Here is a 20,140-nt window from a genome sequence, read left to right on the forward strand (position 1 = left end):
GGAGGTGATCCAGCCGCACCTTCCGATACGGCTACCTTGTTACGACTTCACCCCAGTTATCAGTCCTGCCTTCGGCAGCTCCCTCCTTGCGGTTGGGTCACTGACTTCGGGTATTACCAACTCCCATGGTGTGACGGGCGGTGTGTACGTTGGAACCGAAAGGGTTTGTTAATTCTCGGATGTCTTGATATTTGTCGACCCTTCTGTTGCAATCTCCATCTCATTCGCGAACAGGTCCGCTCATGATCTGCAGATCCAGAAGGTCTTTTTATCAATTCTTCTATCTGTATGAAGTTTTCAAGGTACCGTGACCGGAAAACCGGTCAGTGGAGATAAAGGGATTCGAACCCTTGACCCCCTGCTTGCAAGGCAGGTGCTCTCCCAACTGAGCTATACCCCCATGGGTACTTCTATGAAGCAACAGACGATTTCGCTATATGCTTTTTATCTTCTATTGCTATGTATCTCTTCAACGCTTTTCGCGTTGAGAATGGGCTTAAGTGGACTCGAACCACCGACCTCACGCTTATCAGGCGTGCGCTCTAACCAGCTGAGCTATAAGCCCATAATTCGGCAGCCACCTATCCTCCCGGGCCGTCTCCAGCCGAGTACTGTCGGCCGCCTGAGTCTTAACCATCGTGTTCGGGATGTTAACGGGTGTTCCCCTCAGGCGCATCGCCACCGAAAATATAAAGTTATCCTTGAGCCGCAATAACAATGAAATACGCTGCGTTGAATGCTTGCATTCATAAGCAGTGGTTTTTCATTGTTGTCGGGGCGAATGCCCCGGCTTGTGGACGAAGTCCACAAGGTGCGCTCAAACACTTGCGTGCCTGATAACTCAACAATGAAACAACTCTCTACTCGATCTCTTAGAAAGGAGGTGATCCAGCCGCACCTTCCGATACGGCTACCTTGTTACGACTTCACCCCAGTTATCAGTCCTGCCTTCGGCAGCTCCCTCCTTGCGGTTGGGTCACTGACTTCGGGTATTACCAACTCCCATGGTGTGACGGGCGGTGTGTACAAGACCCGGGAACGTATTCACCGCAGCATGCTGATCTGCGATTACTAGCGATTCCAGCTTCATGTAGTCGAGTTGCAGACTACAATCCGAACTGAGACGTTATTTTTGGGATTCGCTTGGCCTCACGGCTTCGCCTCCCTTTGTTTACGCCATTGTAGCACGTGTGTAGCCCAAGTCATAAGGGGCATGATGATTTGACGTCATCCCCACCTTCCTCCGGGTTCACCCCGGCAGTCTCCTTAGAGTGCCCAGCGTCACCTGCTGGCTACTAAGAACAAGGGTTGCGCTCGTTGCGGGACTTAACCCAACATCTCACGACACGAGCTGACGACAACCATGCACCACCTGTCTCCGATGCTCCGAAGAGAGACGACATTACATCGCTTGTCATCGGGATGTCAAGACTTGGTAAGGTTCTTCGCGTTGCTTCGAATTAAACCACATGCTCCACCGCTTGTGCGGGTCCCCGTCAATTCCTTTGAGTTTCATTCTTGCGAACGTACTCCCCAGGTGGAATACTTAATGCGTTTGCGACGGCACCGATACCCTTCGGGTACCGACACCTAGTATTCATCGTTTACAGCGTGGACTACCAGGGTATCTAATCCTGTTCGCTCCCCACGCTTTCGAGCCTCAGCGTCAGTAATCGTCCAGTAAGCCGCCTTCGCCTCCGGTGTTCTTCCTGATATCTACGCATTTCACCGCTACACCAGGAATTCCGCTTACCCCTCCGACACTCGAGCTGAACAGTTTCCAATGCACTACCGGGGTTGAGCCCCGGGCTTTCACATCAGACTTGCTCTGCCGCCTACGCTCCCTTTACACCCAGTAAATCCGGATAACGCTTGCTCCATACGTATTACCGCGGCTGCTGGCACGTATTTAGCCGGAGCTTCTTACTCAGGTACCGTCATTTCTTTCTTCCCTGCTGATAGAGCTTTACATACCGAAATACTTCCTCACTCACGCGGCGTCGCTGCATCAGGCTTTCGCCCATTGTGCAATATTCCCCACCTGCTGCCTCCCGTAGGAGTTTGGGCCGTGTCTCAGTCCCAATGTGGCCGGTCGCCCTCTCAGGTCGGCTAATGATCGTCGCTTTGGTGGGCCTTTACCCCGCCAACTGGCTAATCATACGCGAGCCCATCCTATACCACCGGAGTTTTTCACACAACAAGATGTCTTATCGTGCGCTTATGCGGTATTAACAGTCGTTTCCAACTGGTATCCCCCGGTACAGGGCAGGTTGCTCACGCGTTACTCACCCGTCCGCCACTCGAAATAAAACCGTCACTCCGAAGAGATCGTAATATCATTTCTCGTTCGACTTGCATGTGTTAAGCACGCCGCCAGCGTTCATCCTGAGCCAGGATCGAACTCTCATGTTAAAAGTTCTGCTTCTCTCACCTTGCGGTGACAGAAGACTTCTCCCAGAATGAATTAGCTTGGCTAATCCTTTACTGTTTTTAGGTCCTCAGATTGCTCTGAGATTCGCTTTGATTCTCTTAGAATCTTTCAAGGTTGTTTCATTGTTCAGTTATCAAAGAACTTGTCGCGCCAAGGCTCTTGCCCTTTTGCGACAGTGATGTAAATATAAGGCTTTCTCGCCGGATCGTCAAGGACTTTTTCCAAGTTTTCCGCTTTTTCCCCCTCTCTCCCCTTTACCTACAAGATCTTGTACCGGCTCTTGCCGCGCCCCTCTATTGATTCTCTCCCGGGTGCACAAGTGTATTCTCATTTGCCGGCCTGTTCCCGTCTCTATAAATCTAGAAGGTATGCCGTCTCCGGAGCGATGGAATGATCTTCCGTGTGAATCCTCCAATCACTCACAGACTCTAATGAATATACTCCCTCATCTCCCTCATGAAGATTCGGAATATTGTATGGTTCCTGCGTCAATCTGGCTCTGAAACAATCTCCCTCCATAGAGAGGGCCTCAAACCAAATATGTTCGCGATTCTCCTGATCCGGTTTGCCTTCGCTGTCCACTGTCTCAAGTCCCAGCTTGAGCAGGATGACAATGTCTTGTCTTTCTTCCTGTTTTTCCCGCAGCATCTTCACAACATAGGGAAACCGTTCTCTCGCCAAGGAGCTCATCCTCTCCGTCTCCTCATTGCTCACGAAAAAGATGGGGTTATTCTCTATTTTTTCGGTGAACTCTGATGGCCGTCTTAAGCGGTCCTCCTTTCGATCCTCTTCACTTCCATATAGGAAAATGATATTTGTCTTGGAATTATGGGATTCTCTTCTGTCATCAAGGCCTCCCAGAATAGTTTCCGGATAGTACCGCAAACCCTCGGTCCATTTTCTCGAGCTTACAAGGATTGACTCTCCATCACAAAAGCGTCCTATTTCCAGTACTTCTTTATTCCCTCCCTCTTCATGGTCATCATCCACTTCTCCTGCTTTTTCCCGATCGAGTAAGCTACATGCATAATTGGTTATTAATGAACCATGCGTCCTGTATTCATCCCGATTGGAACCGAGAATTTCCAGTTCATGGAGCCCACACCTGCACAATCCATGCGTATGAAGCCATACTTCTGTTTCATCGGAGACAGCTTGCACGGTATATAGACTGTCGGGGGACGGCAAGACCCTTGAAGCAGCTGCCAGCTCCACCCATCTCCTGTTCAAGAGTCTCTCGGCACTTTCATCAAAGAGAGCAATCATTGCCGGGGCCATTGCATAGACCAGCTTGAGCTGCAAGTGGTATGCCTTTTGGGGATCCCCCGCAAACTTCATAAATACGGTTAATACCCACCCTGCTTTTAGAATCTCCTCCTTCTCCCTCTCTGAAAAATACTGGACCTGCCATCGTATAAGGCCGTCCCGAGAGAAATCGCCCGGAAAAAATCCCACAGCAAAATCCAATCCCTGGTATGACACAAGGGCTTGTCCGGGGCCGTCTGCACCCGGTAAATTCCTATGCTTAAGCTCTATGCCCTCCAGGGCCTCAATATTTGCGAAAATGTCCTCAGTCAGTGCAGTCAGTACATCGTCTTCCGTCAGCAAAGCTGACATATAGGAATATTCTTCCCAGTAGGCGAGGGGAGCTTCTTGACGCGAATGCGCGGACCTTTCCGGGTCTGTCTCCTTGGTCTTTTGAGATAAGCCTTGGACCATTTTCTTGAAGTAACCCATACCGCCTCCTTGATATCTCGAATGAACGATTTCATATGCCTTCTGTCTCAGATTCTATCAATCTTTCCGATCGGCCACAATCCTGTCTGCAAAACCCGGATCGGCAATCAAAAAGCGGCACAGACCTCTGATCGAAGATCCATGCCGCAGGCCTAAGCCAATAGAAATGCTTCTTGCGAAGGCACCCCTAGTCGATGTTGTAGTCCAGATCCTTCAGATCCTTCTTCCCTTCCAGATCCTCCTCCAAGAAGTCGAACTTGCTCATCCCCTTGAAGCCGGCGACAAGAGAGGTCGGGAAGCTTACGATTGCCTGGTTCATTACCCGCACATTGCTGTTGACAATCCGCTTGGATGCGGCCAGCTCATCATTCTCACTGGCGATCTCCTTCTGCAGAGTCAAAAACTGCTGAGAGGACATCAGATCCGGATAGTTCTCCGCTACCGCGCGAATCTGACTCAGCACATCATTCTGATTTGCCATGGCGCGGTTCGTCTCCTGAATGCTGGCTGACTGACGCAGACCGACTAACTCCGTAAAGACCTTCTCCTCGTGCTTGGCATAGGCCTTAGCGACCTTCAGCATCTCAGAGATGGTGTCATAGCGCTTGGCAAGCGTGATATCAACCGTCTTCTTCGACTCCTCGATAGAGACAACATAGCGATTCAGCCGATTGCTCTGACCGATAAACCAGCCGATAATAATAACTGCTGCAAGGATAACGACAACTGCAAAAACCATTTTAAACTCCTTTCATACATCTGACACCGGCCAATGACCGATTCTCTTTCCCTTCGGCAGGACGGGCATCTGTCACTGAAAAATCGCCGTGAAGCTCTGGATAAAATCTATCTCGCCCCTCAGCTTCTTGTATTCCTCCATCAAAGAGAGATGGTCGATCTCCTCCAAAGTCCTGGGGAGAGGGAAAATATCACGGTCCGTATAGCGGGAAATATAGAGCTCATGATCCTCGATATAGATGGCCGTCTGGCTCTGGGATATATTCTTATCGAACCAGTCCAGCACAGTCGGATTGAGGAAATTTCGCGCCGCAAGTTCATCCGTGCAGTATATATTGTAATTCTCGTTGTGGCGAATATCCTCCGTGTCAATCTTCATCTCACCGGCACGGGTCCCGGGATAATCCTGCACTTCGCGTTTTAAAAAAGCGCTTGTCCTCGTCGGGACGACACGGATATGCCCGTCAAATGCTCCGGGAAAACGCATCTGATAGACCTGACCCCGAAAGTCCTGTACCGTCTCGGTCGTTCGGTGCTCCCCGTCGCTGCTGGTTCTCTCCTCCGTGTGATAGGCATAGACATTGGCCACGGCCAGGTCGCTCTCATTGTGAAAGGATATCTGGCGATAGCTCTTGTAAGTTCTGGAGCTCGGGATCACTGATCTGATCGAGTCAAGAGGAAAATCCGAGTTGACGCTGATCTCTCCCTCCGGGAAAATCTCCTTGACAATCGGATTGAGCATATTCTCAACATAGAGATGCTCGTTGTCCTCCTTATCTCCGCCGAAGAGCTCCTGGCGCTTCTTGTATCGGGGGTAGAGAACGAAAAAGGCGATGACGGCGGCGGCAATCAACCCTTGATAGCGAAACAGCATAAATAAAAAGACACCAATGACGACACAGATGATCGTATACATCTTCCACTGGAGATTGCTGTTCATCTTCTCCCGCAGCTGTTTCAGCTTCTCCTGATAGTCCGGCGATGCCTCCAGCCGTCGAATTCGCTCCAGCTCCTCTTCCCTGTCGGATTGCATAAATTCTGATGCCACACTTCCTCCAATCTCTCTGCGAGCATTCCACAATAGAATCATAGCATTTCTTCCATGGTTCAACAATTGCCGAAGGGCAAGACGATCTGTTTTGTCAACATTCGTCGCGAATTCAACATTGCCGTCTCCCTAATTGACCAAGATCGGCAGGACCGCCAGAGCCGGTGTTGCGGACTGGATCAGCTTGGACAGGTCATTGCCAAAGCTGTCCTGAAACCAGCCCCGCTTCTGAAGAATGCAGCCCAGCGCAATCAAGGCGATAATCGGAATGATCGACTCAATCGAAACAAGAATAACATCGCTGCTCCTCCTAGTATCTGGGCTCCCACTTGAACTCACGGACTGCCTTTTCCATATCCTTCTCCCTGGCGCGAGCCAGGCCCTGCTCCTGAGCCTTCTTAGCCACAGCCTCCGCCACCTTGGTGGAAACCTCAGGCACGTACTTAAAGGGAGGAAGTACAGGAGCGCCCTCCTGACGGATATCAGTAATCCCGCTGAGTGAGTGCGCCGCCGCTCCAATCATTTCATCCGTCAAAAGACTTGCTTCAGAGGCCAGCATCCCAAGTCCTAATCCCGGATAGATCAGAGCATTATTTGCCTGTCCGATGGTGTAGTCAACCCCCTGATAGCGCACATTGGCAGAGGGGATTCCGGTCGCGACAAAGGCTTTCCCCTCAGACCATTTGATCAGATTCTCCGCGCTTGCCTCTGCCAGCCTGGTCGGATTAGACAAGGGGAAAATAACCGGGCGATCTGTATTTGCGCACATTGCCCTGACAATTTCCTCCGTAAACCTGCCCGGCTGCGTCGATGTTCCGACCAGAATCGTCGCCTTAACCGTTTTGACTACCTGCAGCAGGTCAGTCATCTGATCGGCATTCTCGAAGTCACTGCGCTTTTTGGCAAAGGGGCGCTGCTCGGGAGTCAGATCCTCCATGTCATCAAAGAGAAGCCCCTGCTTGTCTACCATAAAAAAGTGCTGATAGGCCTCTTCCTCTGTCAGACCGTCGACCACCATCTCACGATGGACACGGGCGGCAATTCCAGCCCCGGCACTTCCCCCGCCAAAGCATACATATACCTGATCCGTCAGCTTCTGCCCGGAGATCTCCATTGCCGTGAAGATTCCTCCCAGCGTCACGATTCCGGTTCCCTGAATATCGTCATTAAAGGTCGGAATGACATTTTTGTACTTGTTCAGGATATTCGCGGCGCTGCCGCGGCCGAAATCCTCCCAGTGCAGGTAGAGCCTGGGGAAGAGTTTTTCTGCCGCTGTTACAAACTGATCGATAAAATTGTAGTAGCGATCCCCGCGAACGCGCTCGTGGCGGTTTCCGAGATAGTTGGGATTTTCCGCCAGTTCTCTGCGGTTGGTGCCCGCGTCAATCACAATGGGGAGAACGCTGGCCGGGTCGATGCCGGCGGCCCCTGTATAGACCATCAGCTTTCCGACAGAGATATCAACTCCGTTTGTCCCCCAGTCTCCGATGCCCAGGATTCCCTCCGCGTCAGTGACGACAATCAGGCGAATTTCACGATCGCCGGCGGCATAGCGCAGGGTGCTCTCAATATTCTCCGGATGGTTGATATCCAGATAAGCTGCGTACTGCGGATCCACAAAAAGATCGCTGTAGCCCTCGATGGTATCAGCGATGGTCGGGTCATAGACAATGGGGTTGAATTCTTCCAGGTGCTGTGAAAACAGATAATAAAACAGAGTGCGATTGGTGTTGAAGATTTCCATCAAAAAGAGGCGTTTCTCAAGATCTGTCCCCTTCGTCTGCATCTGCTGGTAGGTCTGTCGTGCCTGCTCTTCAATCGTCTGCACGCGCGGCGGCAATAAGCCGACCAGTCCCAGCTTACTGCGCTCCTCCTCTGTAAATGCCGTTCCCTTATTTAAAAAGGGATTGTTTAGGATTTCATGTGCCTTCATGGCTGCCTTCCTTTCTTGAACGCTGAAAAACATGTTCCCGACATTTTTTCTAACAGCTACATCATAGTAGATGGAAGAATCGCGCGCATGGCCTCCTGCACATTTTCGACTCCGACCAGGTCCAGCTGACTGTATTTCCCGCGAATTCCGCTCAGATTAACCTTTGGCATGATGATCCTGGAAAAGCCAAGTTTAGCCGCCTCGGCAATTCTCTGCTCTGCCAGGTTGACGGCACGGACTTCTCCGGACAGTCCCACCTCCCCAAAGCAGATGAGATCATCAGGAACAGGCATTTCCTTATAGGAGGAAATGATGGCCAGGACAATTCCCAGATCAACCGCCGGCTCATTCATGCGAATGCCCCCGGCGATATTGATATAGGCGTCGGACTCTGCCAACCGCAGCCCGGCCCTCTTCTCGATAACCGCCATCAGCAGATTGACCCGGTTGTAGTCGCATCCGGCGGCCGTGCGGCGGGGCATATTGAAGTTACTATGGCAGACCAGAGCCTGAATCTCCACCAGAATGGGTCTGGTTCCCTCAATGGAACAGGCCACCACAGAACCGGAGGCCCCCCTGGGCTTCCCATTCAGCATAAAGGCCGAGGGATTGGCTACCTCCTGCAGGCCGTTTTGGCACATTTCAAAGACTCCGATCTCATCTGTAGAGCCAAAGCGGTTTTTCACCCCGCGCAGGACGCGATAAGCCGCGTGGCGGTCTCCCTCAAAATACAGAACCGTATCCACCATATGCTCAAGAACACGGGGACCGGCCACAAGTCCCTCCTTGGTCACATGCCCTACAATGAAGACGGTGATGTTCATTCCCTTGGCGATCTGCATCAGAACTGCTGTGGATTCTCTGACCTGAGAAACCGATCCCGGCGCGGAGCCGACAGTCTCACTGTACATTGTCTGAATGGAGTCGATCACAAGCACCCTGGGGCGGCTGCGATCAACCACAGAGCGAATAATGTCCAGGTTGGTCTCACAGAGAAGGGAGAGCTGATCGTCAAATGTCCCCATGCGGTCGGCGCGGATCTTAATCTGCTGCAGGGATTCTTCCCCCGACACATAGAGGACATCCACCTTTCTGCTGCAGAGATTGCGGCAGACCTGCAATAGCAGGGTTGACTTTCCGATTCCCGGATCCCCTCCCACCAGAACCATGGACCCCTGGACAATACCGCCGCCAAGAACCCGATCCAACTCAGGCATCCCTGAAGAAATCCGTTTTTCATCCGAAGAAATAATCTCAGACAGATGTGTGGGTCTGACATCTCTTTTCTCTCTTTGGGCCCTGGATGAGGTCTTCTCAACAACCTCTTCGACGAAGCTGTTCCAGGCGCCGCAGACCGGACACTGTCCCAGCCACTTTGGAGACTCATTGCCGCACTCCTGGCAGAAATATACGGTTTTACTTCCCTTTGCAGCCATCTTTCACTCCTCATCATCAAAAGCAGGGGCTCGCTTAAGCTCTTTTTTATTTACGCAAGCGGGCATTCTCTTGTCATGAACAAACAGAGCACTGATCTTTTGTGGAGATCGGTGCTCTGCTCATCATCTTCTCACGGGAAGGCCTCTTGCTTGTCTTATGCCTTCCTGACTACTACCTCGACTTTGTCCTTAGCCTCAAGCTCTGCGGACAGGGTTAACTTCCCGCCCAGATTGGTCTTCATGGAACCGGCATCCTTGCCGTCGATCTGAATGTCATACTCGCATCCCGCTTCCAAACCCAAAGTGATCTCCGCGTCCTGGGGACCAGAGACCGTGAAGCTGACCTGGTCAGCGGCCACCCGCATATGCTCCACATTCGTGCCGGGAACAGACTCATAGGCAAACAGGCCATTGCGCTCCAGCTTGGTGATCTCTTCCCAGGTCTTCACCTTATAGACGTCGCCCTCTACCTTGAAATCATCCTGCTTGGACTTGACCTTCAAACCGGCATCTCCAAAACTGATGCTCCCATCCTCTTCCACTCGAATCAGTGTAGACATAATTTCCAGCCTTTCTCTAAATGTTTCTGATTTGATTATAGCCAAGCCCCGGACGAATTTCCAACGAATTCAAGGACTTTTCTCAGGCATTTTCAAATACAATCCGACCCTTTTTAGCCCTGATCACAACCGTCCCGGAGGGATCGATCTCCCCGGCCAGCAGAGCGTCTGCCAGCCTGTCCTCAATCTCCGTCTGTATCTTGCGGCGCAGAGGACGGGCGCCGTACTTGGGCTCATAGGCATTCTCGACAATATACTTTTTGACAGAGTCACGAACCTTCAATTCCAGATGCATCTGTTCCCTGCACTGTCTGGTCAGGTCTCCCATCATAATAGATACGATCTTCTTCATGTCTGTCTTCGTCAGCATCCGAAAGACGATGATCTCGTCGATTCGATTGAGAAATTCCGGCTTAAAGAGGCGCTTCAGCTCCTCCATGACGCCGGATTTCATATTCTCATAATCCTGCGCCTCCGACGCCTCCGCCCCGAAGCCCAGCTTCTTTGGGTCCACAATTCGCTGAGCTCCCGCATTGGAGGTCATAATGATAATGGTATTCTTGAAGTCCACCTTGCGTCCCTGGGAATCCGTCACATGACCATCATCCAAAATCTGCAGAAGAATGTTGAACACATCCGGGTGCGCCTTTTCAATCTCGTCGAAGAGGATGACCGAATAGGGGTTGCGGCGAACCTTCTCAGAGAGCTGTCCTCCCTCCTCATATCCCACGTAGCCCGGAGGAGAACCGATGATCTTGGCCACACTCTGTTTCTCCATATACTCGGTCATATCCACCCGGATCATGGCCTCTTCGGTCCCGAAGACCGCCTCCGCCAATGCCTTTGAGACCTCTGTCTTCCCGACTCCGGTCGGTCCTAAAAAGAGAAAGGATCCGATCGGCTTTCCGGGAGTCTTCAGACCCAGGCGGCCGCGTCGAACCGCCCTGGCAACCGCCTCCACCGCTTCTTCCTGGCCGATCACCCGCTTGTGGATGGTCGCTTCCAGTCTGCGCAGGCGGCTGGCCTCCGACTGGTTTAGCTTAGAGACCGGGATTTTCGTCCACTCCGCGACGACCTCAGCGACTGCGCTCTCCGTCAGGACTCGCTTTTTCCTGGCAGAGCTTCTCTTCTGGCGCTTCTGTGCCGCTTCCAACTTTGCCTTGACCTTCTCCGACTCTCCTCGTATCGCCCTGGCCCTCTCCATATCTCCTGCCTTTAAGGCCGCAAGGAGCTCTCTCTCCTGCTGCGCTAAAGCCTCCTCCATCTGATAGAGAAGAGGTCCTCTCTCATCCTCAGTCAAGCGCAGCCTGGCTGCCGCTTCATCCATCAGATCGATTGCCTTGTCCGGCAGGAAACGATCACTGATATAGCGGGAGGCCAGACGCACACAGGAGCGAACCGCTTCCTGACTGATGCTGACCTTGTGATGCTGCTCGTAGAGAGGACGGATTCCATCTAAGATTGCGATGGCCTCCTCCTCACTCGGCTCTTCAACCATCACCGGCTGAAAGCGGCGCTCTAAGGCCGTGTCCTTTTCAATGTGTCTGCGGTACTCCTCAATGGTCGTGGCGCCGATCAGCTGGATTTCTCCGCGGGCCATGGCCGGCTTCAACATATTGGAAGCGTCGATTGCCCCTTCCGCGCCGCCCGCGCCAATCAGGGTGTGGATCTCATCGATAAAGAGAATGATATTCCCGGCGCTGATCACCTCGGCGATAACCCCCTTGACCCTCTCCTCAAATTCGCCGCGGTACTTGGATCCTGCCACCATCCCGGATAAATCCAGAGAGAGGAGGCGCTTATGGCGAACACTGTCCGGAACTGATTCTGTGACAATACGCTGCGCCAGCCCCTCGACGATCGCAGTCTTGCCGACCCCCGGCTCCCCGATCAGGCAGGGATTATTCTTACTGCGTCGGCTCAATATCCGAATCAGACGGCGGATCTCCCCCTCTCTGCCGATCACCGGATCCAGCTGCCCCTGCGCCGCCATGGCTGTCAGGTCTCTGGAATATTTCTCCAGGACGGACTCCGCCTGCGCGCTCTCCGTATTCCCCCTGGCAACCAGCTCCTCCCGGTAGATCTCCCCGTCCTCTCCCATCGCGGTAATGATATCGGAAAAGAGCTTCTGCGGATCGATGTCTACAGCATTTAACAGGCGGGACGCCGCGCAGTCGGGCATGCGGATCATGGCGACAAGCAAATGCTCCGTCCCGATCTCCTCCACGCGGCTGGTATTCGCCTCCAGCTGGGCCTCCTCCAGGAGCTGATTCAGCTTGGGCGTATTGCCGTCCTGCTCTGCGAGAGCAGTTCCCTCTCCCCCGCCAAGCAATTCCTGCATGAGGCCGATCAGACGGTCCTCATCTACCTTCTGCTCCTGCAGGGCCATGGCGGACAGGGTCTTATCATGCAAAAGTCCTAAAAGCAGATGCTCCGTCCCGATGTAGTGATGTCCCAGGCGCTTTGAGATGCGCCTGGCATAATCCAGCGCGGCCTGAGCCTGTGGGGTAAATTTCATCTCAACCTCATTTCCTGTCAAAAGAGAGCGCGCTGATTGTAATCAGACACGCTCCTCAGATTAAAGATCATTTAAATCCATCAGCTGAAGTTCCGGTAAGCTCTCCTCTTTCTCATCTCTGCTCGCCGCCTCTTCTTTGGCCTGCTGCTCCGCCTTGCGCCTCGCATAGGCGACCGCTGCCTCAACCGCCTCTAAGACGCCGTCGTTAGAGCCTTTGTTCTCAGCGACCACAGAGATGCTGCCGGGATCTAAGTTGGTCGTATCCCCGATATCGAGCGGATCCCTGGCCTGCTCCTCCGGTTCATTCGCAGTATCGTCTTCCTCCTCAATATCCATATCATTTCCAAATCGGGCAGAGATCTTGGCGAGTCTGTCCTTGCGCTCCTGCTCTACCCTGGCAAAAAGAGCGGACTCTGACGCTTCCTCTGACAGCTTTTGGTCTGTTGCATCCGGGCCCGGCCCTGCTTCCTTCAGATTCTCTGCCTCCCCGGAATTTATGTCTTGTTTTGTCTCCGCCTGATTGACACCGTCTATTGCTGTCTTAGTCTGGCTGTCATCGCCCGGCTCTCTCTGGCTGTTATTATCCGGCTCTGTCTGGCTGGCATCGTGCCTGTCATCGTCTGACTTCGAGGCCGCCTTCTCCTCAGACACAGCCCCTGACCGATCCTCTGTCGAATCGGGATCCTCTGCCCCCTCTTCCGCGGGCTCATATACCAGAGTATCCTGGGCCAGGAGGCTCTCATTTTTTGCCCCTTCCCCTCCTTCTGGCCTTGTTGCCGCATTCTCGGCCGGGACAGTCTCACTTCCCTTCTTCTTATGCCGCAGGGCGGTCAGCAGAGAGGCCAAAAGCAAGAGCAAAAGAACAAGAGGTCCCGCGATCTTGGCAGCCAGGGGCAGTGCCCTGATATGGTCCGCGAGAGTATCCTTCGCGGCAGCCGCCTCCTCTGTCTTAGGAGCTTCTTCTTCCTGTGCCGCCGGCTTGATTGCGCTGTTGATATCCGCGACAGCGCTAAAACTTCCATTTCCCGGATCCAGACGGAACCATGAGCTGTTCCCCGTCTGATCCTTCCCGTAGACATATATGTTGCCGGAGGCGTCTGTGTAGGTGGGATAGGTGATCCCATTCAGGGTCAGAGTCGCGCTTGTCAGTCCGCTGACCCCTTCTGTCACCGTGAGAACCAGATACTGATTGGCGTCGCCCAGCTGATAGAAGGGCTCCACCGTCCCGTCCTGATGATAGATGAAGAAATGTCCGTCCTCATTCAGCTTGTCGGACTCCTTGAGATAGACCAGTGTCATCTGCAGGGTCGGATTGGTCAGGACCTTGTAATTATAATTATTGATGGTCTGACGGGTCTGACTGAAGCCAAAGGGCAGAGTCTGTCCCTGGAATTTCTCTGAAATCGTGTAGTTCTTACCATTATAGTTCAGATCGGGCTCCGACTGCTGCGTCTGCGCTTCCTGCTGACGCGTATTCTCCTGGCTCTTATCCTCCTGTTTTTTGGCTGTCACATGCACAAACATGCTGCACGCCGCAAGGGAGGGGTCTGCCGCAGTCACCTTGAGACCTGCGGCTCCCTGATCGACCGCGCGAAAGGTGATGGTTCCCGAGATCCCGTTGAAGCTGATCTTATTGCCCGCCCTGCTGTAGCCAGCGGCATTGATCTGCTGCGGATCCAGAAGCGTATTGTCATAGGTAAGAGTTAAGGTATCTGATTCAGAGGCACGCACCCGAACCGTAATCAAATCGCCGGCCTTGGGATTGGAATTGGATACATCGATATAGGTACTGCCCGCCGCATTCACAGGGATCCCCCCTGTGGACGCTACTGTGGCGCTGACAGCCAGCGCAATCGCGACTTGTGCGGCTCTTCCTCTCATGGTCTTCTCCTTATAAGCGATAGAATGCGCTCTTTTCCGGCATTCCACGGTCTGAAATCAAGGGCAAATCGCCCGGGCACCCGTGTGCCTTGTTCTAACAAATTATAAGGAAATGCCCCTGCATCGTCAAACGCACCCTCACCGGCCGCGAGCAGTCAAACAGACAAAAACCCCCATCTGCGTGAGCAAAAAGAGACTGACCAGCTGCCATATATCCATGCTGCTGATCCTCTGGTCAAAAACCCAGAGACCGACGCTGACGAGGACAAGTGACCAGAGAGCTGCCAGAAGTCCCAGAGCCGCGAGTCTGTCCCGGTTCCCTGTCAGCTTCTCTTCTTTTCTGTTTCCGTGGTTTCCTGTTTTCATATTCATATCTGCCTCATTTCGTATTTGCTGAGGCAAGTATAATATCTATCCTATACCATTAATGGGATATTTATCCCCCTTGTAAATGCCCTCCTCTTTTTTTATGATGAAAATCAGAGCAAGACGAATCCCTTCCACGGCCAAAAGAGAGGAAATCCTATGAGAAATTGCATCATCGCCCAATCCGGCGGACCTACTGTCGCCATCAATGCCAGCCTGGCGGGCTTGCTTGACGCCAACGCAAACCGGTCCTATTTCGGCCGCTGCTACGGCGCTCTAAATGGGATCACCGGCATCTTGGATGATCGTCTTTTAGATCTGTCCCGGATCATGTCAAAGACTCCCGATTTCACAGATCGTCTGATTCACACCCCGGCTATGTATCTGGGTTCCTGCCGATACAAGCTGCCGGATCCCGACAGCGAAGAAGGGGAAAGGATCTGCAAGCGAATCTTCCTCCTCTTTCAGAAATATGACATTGATTCCTTCTTCTATATCGGCGGAAACGACTCCATGGACACAGTCTTAAAGCTCTCCCGCTTCGCCGAAAAGAACCGCTCGTCGGTCAAAATTCTGGGGATCCCCAAGACCATCGACAACGACCTTGCGCATACGGATCACACGCCGGGCTTTGGCTCCGCCGCCAAATACATAGCGACCAGTCTCCGGGAAATCGCCTGCGACGCCTACATCTATGCCGTCAAGTCTGTCACCATCGTTGAGATTATGGGCCGCGACGCCGGCTGGCTGACCGCGGCCTCTGTCCTGGCTCGAACGGATAGCTCCCCCGCGCCTCAGCTGATCTATCTGCCGGAGGTTCCCTTCGATCTCGCAGCCTGCGTACGGGACACGAAGAGCTTGCTGGAACGGGAGAACAATATCATTATTGCCGTCTCTGAGGGGATCCGCGACGCCCAGGGGAACTATCTGAGCGCCAACCAGGCTGTCAGAGACAAATTCGGTCACGCCCAGCTGTCCGGCACCGGCAAGGCTCTGGAGACCGTCATGAGAGATCAGCTGCACGTCAAAACCCGTTCCATCGAACTCAATGTCCTGCAAAGAGCGGCTGCCCACTGCGCTTCCGAGACTGATCTGACCGAGTCCCACGACCAGGGCGCTTACGCGTTGACGGCCTCGATGGAGGGCAAAAGCGGACAGATGATGACGATCCATCGAATCGAGGGGACCAGCTATCAGACCAGAATTGCGTCCTCTCCCATCGATCAGATTGCCAATAAGGTCCGGTCTGTTCCCCTCGCCTGGATCAACGATGCCGGCAATGATGTCAGACAGGAGATGATCGATTATCTGGCCCCTTTGATCAGCGGCCAGCCCTCTCTTTTCTATAAGAACGGCCTGCCGGATTATCTGGACCTGTCACACCTGCGGGGATGATTCGTCATATATGAAATCTTCTCCGCAGCTCCGCCAGCGCCCTCCGGCCTCCCAGAAGCAGAGTTCCCAGGAATACCAGGATGGGAAAGAGAAGGGCGATCTCCGACAGGAGCTCCTCTTCCGCCAGACCGAGCCAGTAGAAGACCATACTGAGGAAGCCGAGGGGGAGCATGAGGATCTGAACGATCAGATAGCTCTCCCAGTTTCGGCGATTGACCAGCATCAGAATCAGCAGGGACAGCTCAATCAGCAGGACAGCAATGGGATAAGAATAGCTAAAGGACCACTGAAAGAGACCATATTGCAGGTCGATGAAGAAGAAACAGACCAGCCCTCCGAAAACGCCCCCGAAAATACGCCGCATATAGCCCAGGTCCTTGTAGAAAAGATAGAGCATCCATGCCATAAAGAGAAGGGACTCCAGGACGGTCAGACTCCAGCTGAAAGCATGATTGAAATAATGGTCGATCAGAAGCGACAGGGAGCTGACAAGCAGAGCGGCAAAGACAAGAGCCCGCAGGACGATTGCGTACTTCTTCTGGCGGATCACTACATTGGGATAGGCAAGCAATCCCCCCTCTCTTCTCTCCCGCCGCCGCTCCAGCTTGTGCTCAGCCAGGCGAAGCTGTCCCTTTGTCGTCAGCCTGCCCTCTCTGATCTGCTGTCTGAAGCGGTTTCGACTCTGTTTTATCTGCTTCCTGGCCTCTTTTGTACCGACCCTGTGGTCGGCCGCGTTCTCGCGAATCGCCTGTATCTCCCTGTCTCTTTGCCCGCAGGCAGCCTCAAACTCCTCCCTCTTTCCCCTTAACTCTTCCTCCCTGGCGTCAAGCCTCTTCTCGTCCTCCTTCAGCAGGCGGATACGGGCCGCGTCGAGCGGATCGAGCTCTTTTATGGGGCAAAGGGCGCTGCGGCAGAGCGGACAATACTCCAGTTCATCCAGAATTTTAATGTCGCACTTCTTACAGTATTTCATTCATTTCCCCCGTTGCACTCCAGGGCAAGTTCAATCCCGTCACGGGCGATCTGCCGGAAAATATCTCTCTGTATCCCCGTTCCCTCCCACCGGCTGCTGACCGAAAAGACCAGCGTATCCTGGTATGAGGTGATGGTCGCCTTTAACCCCTGCCCTCTGGAAAAGGCCAAAAAGCAGTGGAAGGCGCGAATATAGGAGCGATACTTATCTTCAACACTAATATTTCCAATGTTTGTAATCGTCGTGGTATTGGCCGCCGCCGTCCGATTATAGATGAAGCGCATGGCCAGATTTTTCAGGGGCAGAGGGACTGCGCGCGCTGCCAGATAGTCCTGGTTCGAGACATTGTAGGAGAAAATCGCCTCCAGATTCTCCCTGGTAATCTGACTGCGCAGGCTTTTATGAATCATCCCGGCAATTTCCGCGAAGCTGTAGTCCTCCTTCTGCGGGAGGAATTCCGCAGAGACCATAACGAAGAAATTCTTGGTGGTCTCAGACGCGAAAAAGGGCCGCAGATTCACCGGGACAGCGACACGAAGGGGTCTGCCGCTCCTGACCAGCCGGTGATAATCCTCCCGGTAAACCGCCCATACATATGCGGCAATCAGATACTCATTGATGGAAACCCCGTATCTGTTTCTGGCCACCTCCCTGATCTGGCCAAGAGACATATAGCCGTGAAAAACTCCCATGGCATCGGCCGGCAGCTTGCGCCCCCGGATCAGATAGGCCTTGCCCGACTTGTATTGATTCTTGTGCGCCCTGCGGTAATTGCGAAGGAAGGCGTCCTCACGATCCAAGGAGGTCTCCGGAGAGAGTCCGTCCCCCTCCCTTCGGAGTTCTTCATGAGCCAGACGCAAATACTGATAGACGATCTCTCTTAAAAATCCAATCGCGCCCACCCCGTCCGCCAGGGCATGAAAGACCTCCAGATTTATCCTGTCACGAAAATAGCTGACTCGAAAGAGATAGGAATTATTGCGGCTCGTATGGATCAGTCGGCAGGGATAGGCGTGTTCCTCCTTGACGCGCGGAGCCGGCTTGTGATTCTCCTCCAGATAATACCAGAAGACACCCCTCCGAAGGCGGACATGAAAGCCCGGGAATCTGGGTGTCACCAGGTCGACTGCCTCCTGCAGCGTCTCTGCGTCGACAAGCTCTTTAAGGCAGCAGGAAATCCGATAGGTATTGGTCATCTGGTCACTGGCAATCACCGGGAAAATATTTGCCGTATTGTCCAGTTTCTCCCAGGAGCGCTCTCTTTTTCCCATGCTTTCTTCCCCTTTTCCTCCTTCGGAACATAAGGTCACATTCCCGTCTAAGAGCAGGTTTTTTGCTGTAAAATCTTCTGCTGTCGCAAGCACCATTTTATCAGATATGGAAAGATCCCGCCCCCCAAAAAGGGGACGGGATCTGACAAACAAACTCTCGAAACAATTTCTTTACAGACTCTTCACCGAGGATCAAAGGGTCTTTCCCCGGGGCAAGCACTTACATAAATCCGTACTTGAGAATAAAGAGCAGGCAGAGAATATACATGAGGGGGGTGATCTTCTTGGCCTTGCCGCAGACCAGATTGATGATCACGTAAGAGATGACGCCGACAGCAATTCCCTCGGAAATGGAATACATCAGAGGCATAGCAATCATGCACAGATAAGCGGGCACTGCCTCGGTCAGGTCGCTGAAATCAATCTCCACCACAGACTCAATCATGAGGAAGCCGATATAGATCAGAGCCGGCGCGGTCGCGAAGCTGGGGATGGTCGTGAAAATGGGCGCAAAGACGATGGATACCAGGAAGAGAAGGGCGGTCACAACAGACGCCAGTCCGGTGCGGGCTCCCTCAGCGAAACCGGCAGAAGATTCAACGAAGGTCGTCGTGGTGGAAGTACCCAGAACAGCTCCGACAGAGGTCGCGATCGCGTCTGCGGTCAGAACCTGCTTAATGCGGGGGAGTTTCCCCTCCTTATCCAGCATGCCAGCCTTGTTGGCGCAGCCGACAACCGTTCCCAGCGTATCAAAGACATCGACAAAGAGGAAGGCAAAGATGACAACTGCGAAATCCAGCGGTTTAAAGCTTATTCCCTGCATGTCAAAGGCCTTGCCGAAAGTCAGGCCGATGGATGTGATATCAAAGCTGGAATAAGAGGGAATCAGAGAATAGAAGCCCTTGGCCGCGTCCACAGTGTAGGCCCCGATCAGCTGACAGATAATACCGATGATCCAGGTGGCAAAGATTCCGATCAGAAGAGAACCCTTTACCTTCTTAATGGCCAGGATGAAGATAATCATCAGGCCGATCAGGGTCAGAAGAGCCGAAATGCCAATTGTATGAAAATCAACATCATGAAAATTTACAATGCTTACCAGATTGGAATCATCATTGACAACAACCTTGCCGTTCTGGAAACCGATAAAGGCGATGAAGAGACCGATACCGGCAGATACTCCCTTCTTCAAGGTCACTGGAATGGCATTGAAGATAGCTTCCCGAATATTGGTCAAAGACAGGACAATAAAGATCAGGCCCTCAACGAAGACGGCCAGAAGGGCGAGGTGCCAGGAATATCCCATCTTACCGCATACAGTGTATGCGAAGTAGGCATTTAATCCCAGACCTGAGGCCAGCGCAAAGGGATAGTTGGCAAAAAGAGCCATAACCATGGTGCCAACAAAGGCAGACAGGGCAGTCGCCATCAAAACCGCGTTGGCATCCATGCCTGCCGCGGAGAGGATGGAGGGGTTGACGGCCAGGATATACGCCATGGTCATAAAGGTGGTAATTCCTCCCAGCACCTCCGTCCTCACTGTTGTGTGATTGTCCTTGAGCTTAAACAGTTTTTCTAACATCCTTTGATTCTCCTCCTTTGGATATACGGTGTCCCCGGCACTGTCCGGAGTTGCAGAGAGGGCTCCGATGTCAAGATCCCTGTCCACGTCATGGGAACAGGCCGGTCAGCACTCGCCTGCACAGCCTGTGTACACGCAACTGCCATGAATGAAGAAAGCACCTTATTCATAGCGAACAAGATGCCTTCGTAATGAACGAGTCTATTATATGCCATGGCTGGCTGACCCGACAAGGTAAATTTAATAAAAATTTTATATTTTGTTCGTCTCC

The 20,140-nt window shown here is 52.8% G+C and carries 14 protein-coding genes, 2 tRNA genes and 2 rRNA genes; 1 reads left to right on the forward strand and 17 read right to left on the reverse strand.

The annotated features are described in order from the left end of the window. Positions 1 to 327 precede the first annotated feature (327 nt). The 14 genes from GCWU000342_RS00010 to GCWU000342_RS00070 form a co-directional block, all read right to left on the reverse strand. A tRNA-Ala gene (locus tag GCWU000342_RS00010) sits at positions 328 to 400 on the reverse strand. A gap of 91 nt (positions 401 to 491) precedes the next feature. After that, positions 492 to 565 (reverse strand) — tRNA-Ile (locus GCWU000342_RS00015). 3 nt (positions 566 to 568) lie between these two features. Beyond that, positions 569 to 686 (reverse strand): 5S ribosomal RNA (rrf, locus tag GCWU000342_RS00020). A 190-nt stretch (positions 687 to 876) separates the two neighbouring features. Further along, positions 877 to 2,412: ribosomal RNA gene (locus tag GCWU000342_RS00025) — 16S ribosomal RNA — on the reverse strand. A gap of 370 nt (positions 2,413 to 2,782) precedes the next feature. After that, entirely contained in the window at positions 2,783 to 4,168 is a 1,386-nt protein-coding gene (locus tag GCWU000342_RS00030) for a DUF4026 domain-containing protein (protein WP_006905054.1), read from the reverse strand. Positions 4,169 to 4,355: 187 nt separating this feature from the next. Then, positions 4,356 to 4,907: a LemA family protein gene (locus tag GCWU000342_RS00035; RefSeq protein WP_006905056.1), complete on the reverse strand. Its 552-nt coding sequence runs from the start codon at positions 4,905 to 4,907 to the stop codon at positions 4,356 to 4,358. Positions 4,908 to 4,979: 72 nt separating this feature from the next. Next, positions 4,980 to 5,954 carry a DUF3137 domain-containing protein gene (locus tag GCWU000342_RS00040; protein WP_242649952.1) on the reverse strand — a complete coding sequence of 325 codons (975 nt, stop codon included), beginning with the start codon at positions 5,952 to 5,954 and terminating at the stop codon, positions 4,980 to 4,982. Positions 5,955 to 6,083: 129 nt separating this feature from the next. Beyond that, positions 6,084 to 6,293, reverse strand: coding sequence for a hypothetical protein (locus GCWU000342_RS10065; RefSeq protein WP_083790693.1), 210 nt, complete (start codon positions 6,291 to 6,293; stop codon positions 6,084 to 6,086). Further along, positions 6,265 to 7,887 carry a malolactic enzyme gene (locus GCWU000342_RS00045; protein WP_045000010.1) on the reverse strand — a complete coding sequence of 541 codons (1,623 nt, stop codon included), beginning with the start codon at positions 7,885 to 7,887 and terminating at the stop codon, positions 6,265 to 6,267. The genes GCWU000342_RS10065 and GCWU000342_RS00045 overlap by 29 nt, the downstream gene beginning before the upstream one ends. 56 nt (positions 7,888 to 7,943) lie before the next feature. After that, positions 7,944 to 9,323: a DNA repair protein RadA gene (gene radA, locus GCWU000342_RS00050; protein WP_006905060.1), complete on the reverse strand. Its 1,380-nt coding sequence runs from the start codon at positions 9,321 to 9,323 to the stop codon at positions 7,944 to 7,946. A 155-nt stretch (positions 9,324 to 9,478) separates the two neighbouring features. Further along, positions 9,479 to 9,892 carry a hypothetical protein gene (locus GCWU000342_RS00055; protein ID WP_045000429.1) on the reverse strand — a complete coding sequence of 138 codons (414 nt, stop codon included), beginning with the start codon at positions 9,890 to 9,892 and terminating at the stop codon, positions 9,479 to 9,481. A gap of 73 nt (positions 9,893 to 9,965) precedes the next feature. Then, a complete protein-coding gene (locus GCWU000342_RS00060) occupies positions 9,966 to 12,401 on the reverse strand; it encodes an ATP-dependent Clp protease ATP-binding subunit (protein ID WP_006905062.1) in 2,436 nt (811 codons plus the stop codon). 60 nt (positions 12,402 to 12,461) lie between these two features. Further along, positions 12,462 to 14,282, reverse strand: a complete 1,821-nt coding sequence (locus GCWU000342_RS00065; protein ID WP_006905063.1) for a hypothetical protein — start codon at positions 14,280 to 14,282, stop codon at positions 12,462 to 12,464. A 138-nt stretch (positions 14,283 to 14,420) separates the two neighbouring features. Continuing rightward, positions 14,421 to 14,654, reverse strand: a complete 234-nt coding sequence (locus GCWU000342_RS00070; protein WP_006905064.1) for a hypothetical protein — start codon at positions 14,652 to 14,654, stop codon at positions 14,421 to 14,423. Between the two features lie 153 nt (positions 14,655 to 14,807). Here GCWU000342_RS00070 and GCWU000342_RS00075 point away from each other — a divergent pair, with 153 nt between their 5' ends. Then, positions 14,808 to 16,043: a 6-phosphofructokinase gene (locus GCWU000342_RS00075; protein ID WP_006905066.1), complete on the forward strand. Its 1,236-nt coding sequence runs from the start codon at positions 14,808 to 14,810 to the stop codon at positions 16,041 to 16,043. A gap of 4 nt (positions 16,044 to 16,047) precedes the next feature. Here the strand turns inward: GCWU000342_RS00075 and GCWU000342_RS00080 are convergent, their stop codons facing one another. The 3 genes from GCWU000342_RS00080 to GCWU000342_RS00090 all read right to left on the reverse strand — a co-directional run bounded on the left by GCWU000342_RS00080 (position 16,048) and on the right by GCWU000342_RS00090 (position 19,869). After that, the gene (locus GCWU000342_RS00080; RefSeq protein WP_006905067.1) at positions 16,048 to 17,016 is read right to left on the reverse strand and encodes a DUF6320 domain-containing protein; all 969 of its coding nucleotides are present in this window, start codon (positions 17,014 to 17,016) and stop codon (positions 16,048 to 16,050) included. After that, the gene (locus GCWU000342_RS00085) at positions 17,013 to 18,287 is read right to left on the reverse strand and encodes a hypothetical protein (protein WP_044961374.1); all 1,275 of its coding nucleotides are present in this window, start codon (positions 18,285 to 18,287) and stop codon (positions 17,013 to 17,015) included. Before GCWU000342_RS00085 ends, GCWU000342_RS00080 begins: the two co-directional genes overlap by 4 nt. A 220-nt stretch (positions 18,288 to 18,507) precedes the next feature. Next, positions 18,508 to 19,869, reverse strand: coding sequence for an NCS2 family permease (locus GCWU000342_RS00090; RefSeq protein WP_045000012.1), 1,362 nt, complete (start codon positions 19,867 to 19,869; stop codon positions 18,508 to 18,510). Positions 19,870 to 20,140: the final 271 nt, after the last annotated feature.

This window comes from Shuttleworthella satelles DSM 14600, assembly GCF_000160115.1.
Classification (GTDB): Bacteria; Bacillota; Clostridia; order Lachnospirales; family Lachnospiraceae; genus Shuttleworthia; species Shuttleworthia satelles.

What these genes read in the sequence shown, in the direction of transcription:
- GCWU000342_RS00090 (WP_045000012.1), bottom strand. Translation starts at nt 19,869, where the DNA reads ATGTTAGAAAAACTGTTTAAGCTCAAGGACAATCACACAACAGTGAGG.
- GCWU000342_RS00045 (WP_045000010.1), bottom strand. Translation starts at nt 7,887, where the DNA reads ATGAAGGCACATGAAATCCTAAACAATCCCTTTTTAAATAAGGGAACG.
- radA (WP_006905060.1), bottom strand. Translation starts at nt 9,323, where the DNA reads ATGGCTGCAAAGGGAAGTAAAACCGTATATTTCTGCCAGGAGTGCGGC.
- GCWU000342_RS00065 (WP_006905063.1), bottom strand. Translation starts at nt 14,282, where the DNA reads ATGAGAGGAAGAGCCGCACAAGTCGCGATTGCGCTGGCTGTCAGCGCC.
- GCWU000342_RS00085 (WP_044961374.1), bottom strand. Translation starts at nt 18,287, where the DNA reads ATGGGAAAAAGAGAGCGCTCCTGGGAGAAACTGGACAATACGGCAAAT.
- GCWU000342_RS00070 (WP_006905064.1), bottom strand. Translation starts at nt 14,654, where the DNA reads ATGAATATGAAAACAGGAAACCACGGAAACAGAAAAGAAGAGAAGCTG.
- GCWU000342_RS00035 (WP_006905056.1), bottom strand. Translation starts at nt 4,907, where the DNA reads ATGGTTTTTGCAGTTGTCGTTATCCTTGCAGCAGTTATTATTATCGGC.
- GCWU000342_RS00060 (WP_006905062.1), bottom strand. Translation starts at nt 12,401, where the DNA reads ATGAAATTTACCCCACAGGCTCAGGCCGCGCTGGATTATGCCAGGCGC.
- GCWU000342_RS00030 (WP_006905054.1), bottom strand. Translation starts at nt 4,168, where the DNA reads ATGGGTTACTTCAAGAAAATGGTCCAAGGCTTATCTCAAAAGACCAAG.
- GCWU000342_RS00075 (WP_006905066.1), top strand. Translation starts at nt 14,808, where the DNA reads ATGAGAAATTGCATCATCGCCCAATCCGGCGGACCTACTGTCGCCATC.
- GCWU000342_RS00080 (WP_006905067.1), bottom strand. Translation starts at nt 17,016, where the DNA reads ATGAAATACTGTAAGAAGTGCGACATTAAAATTCTGGATGAACTGGAG.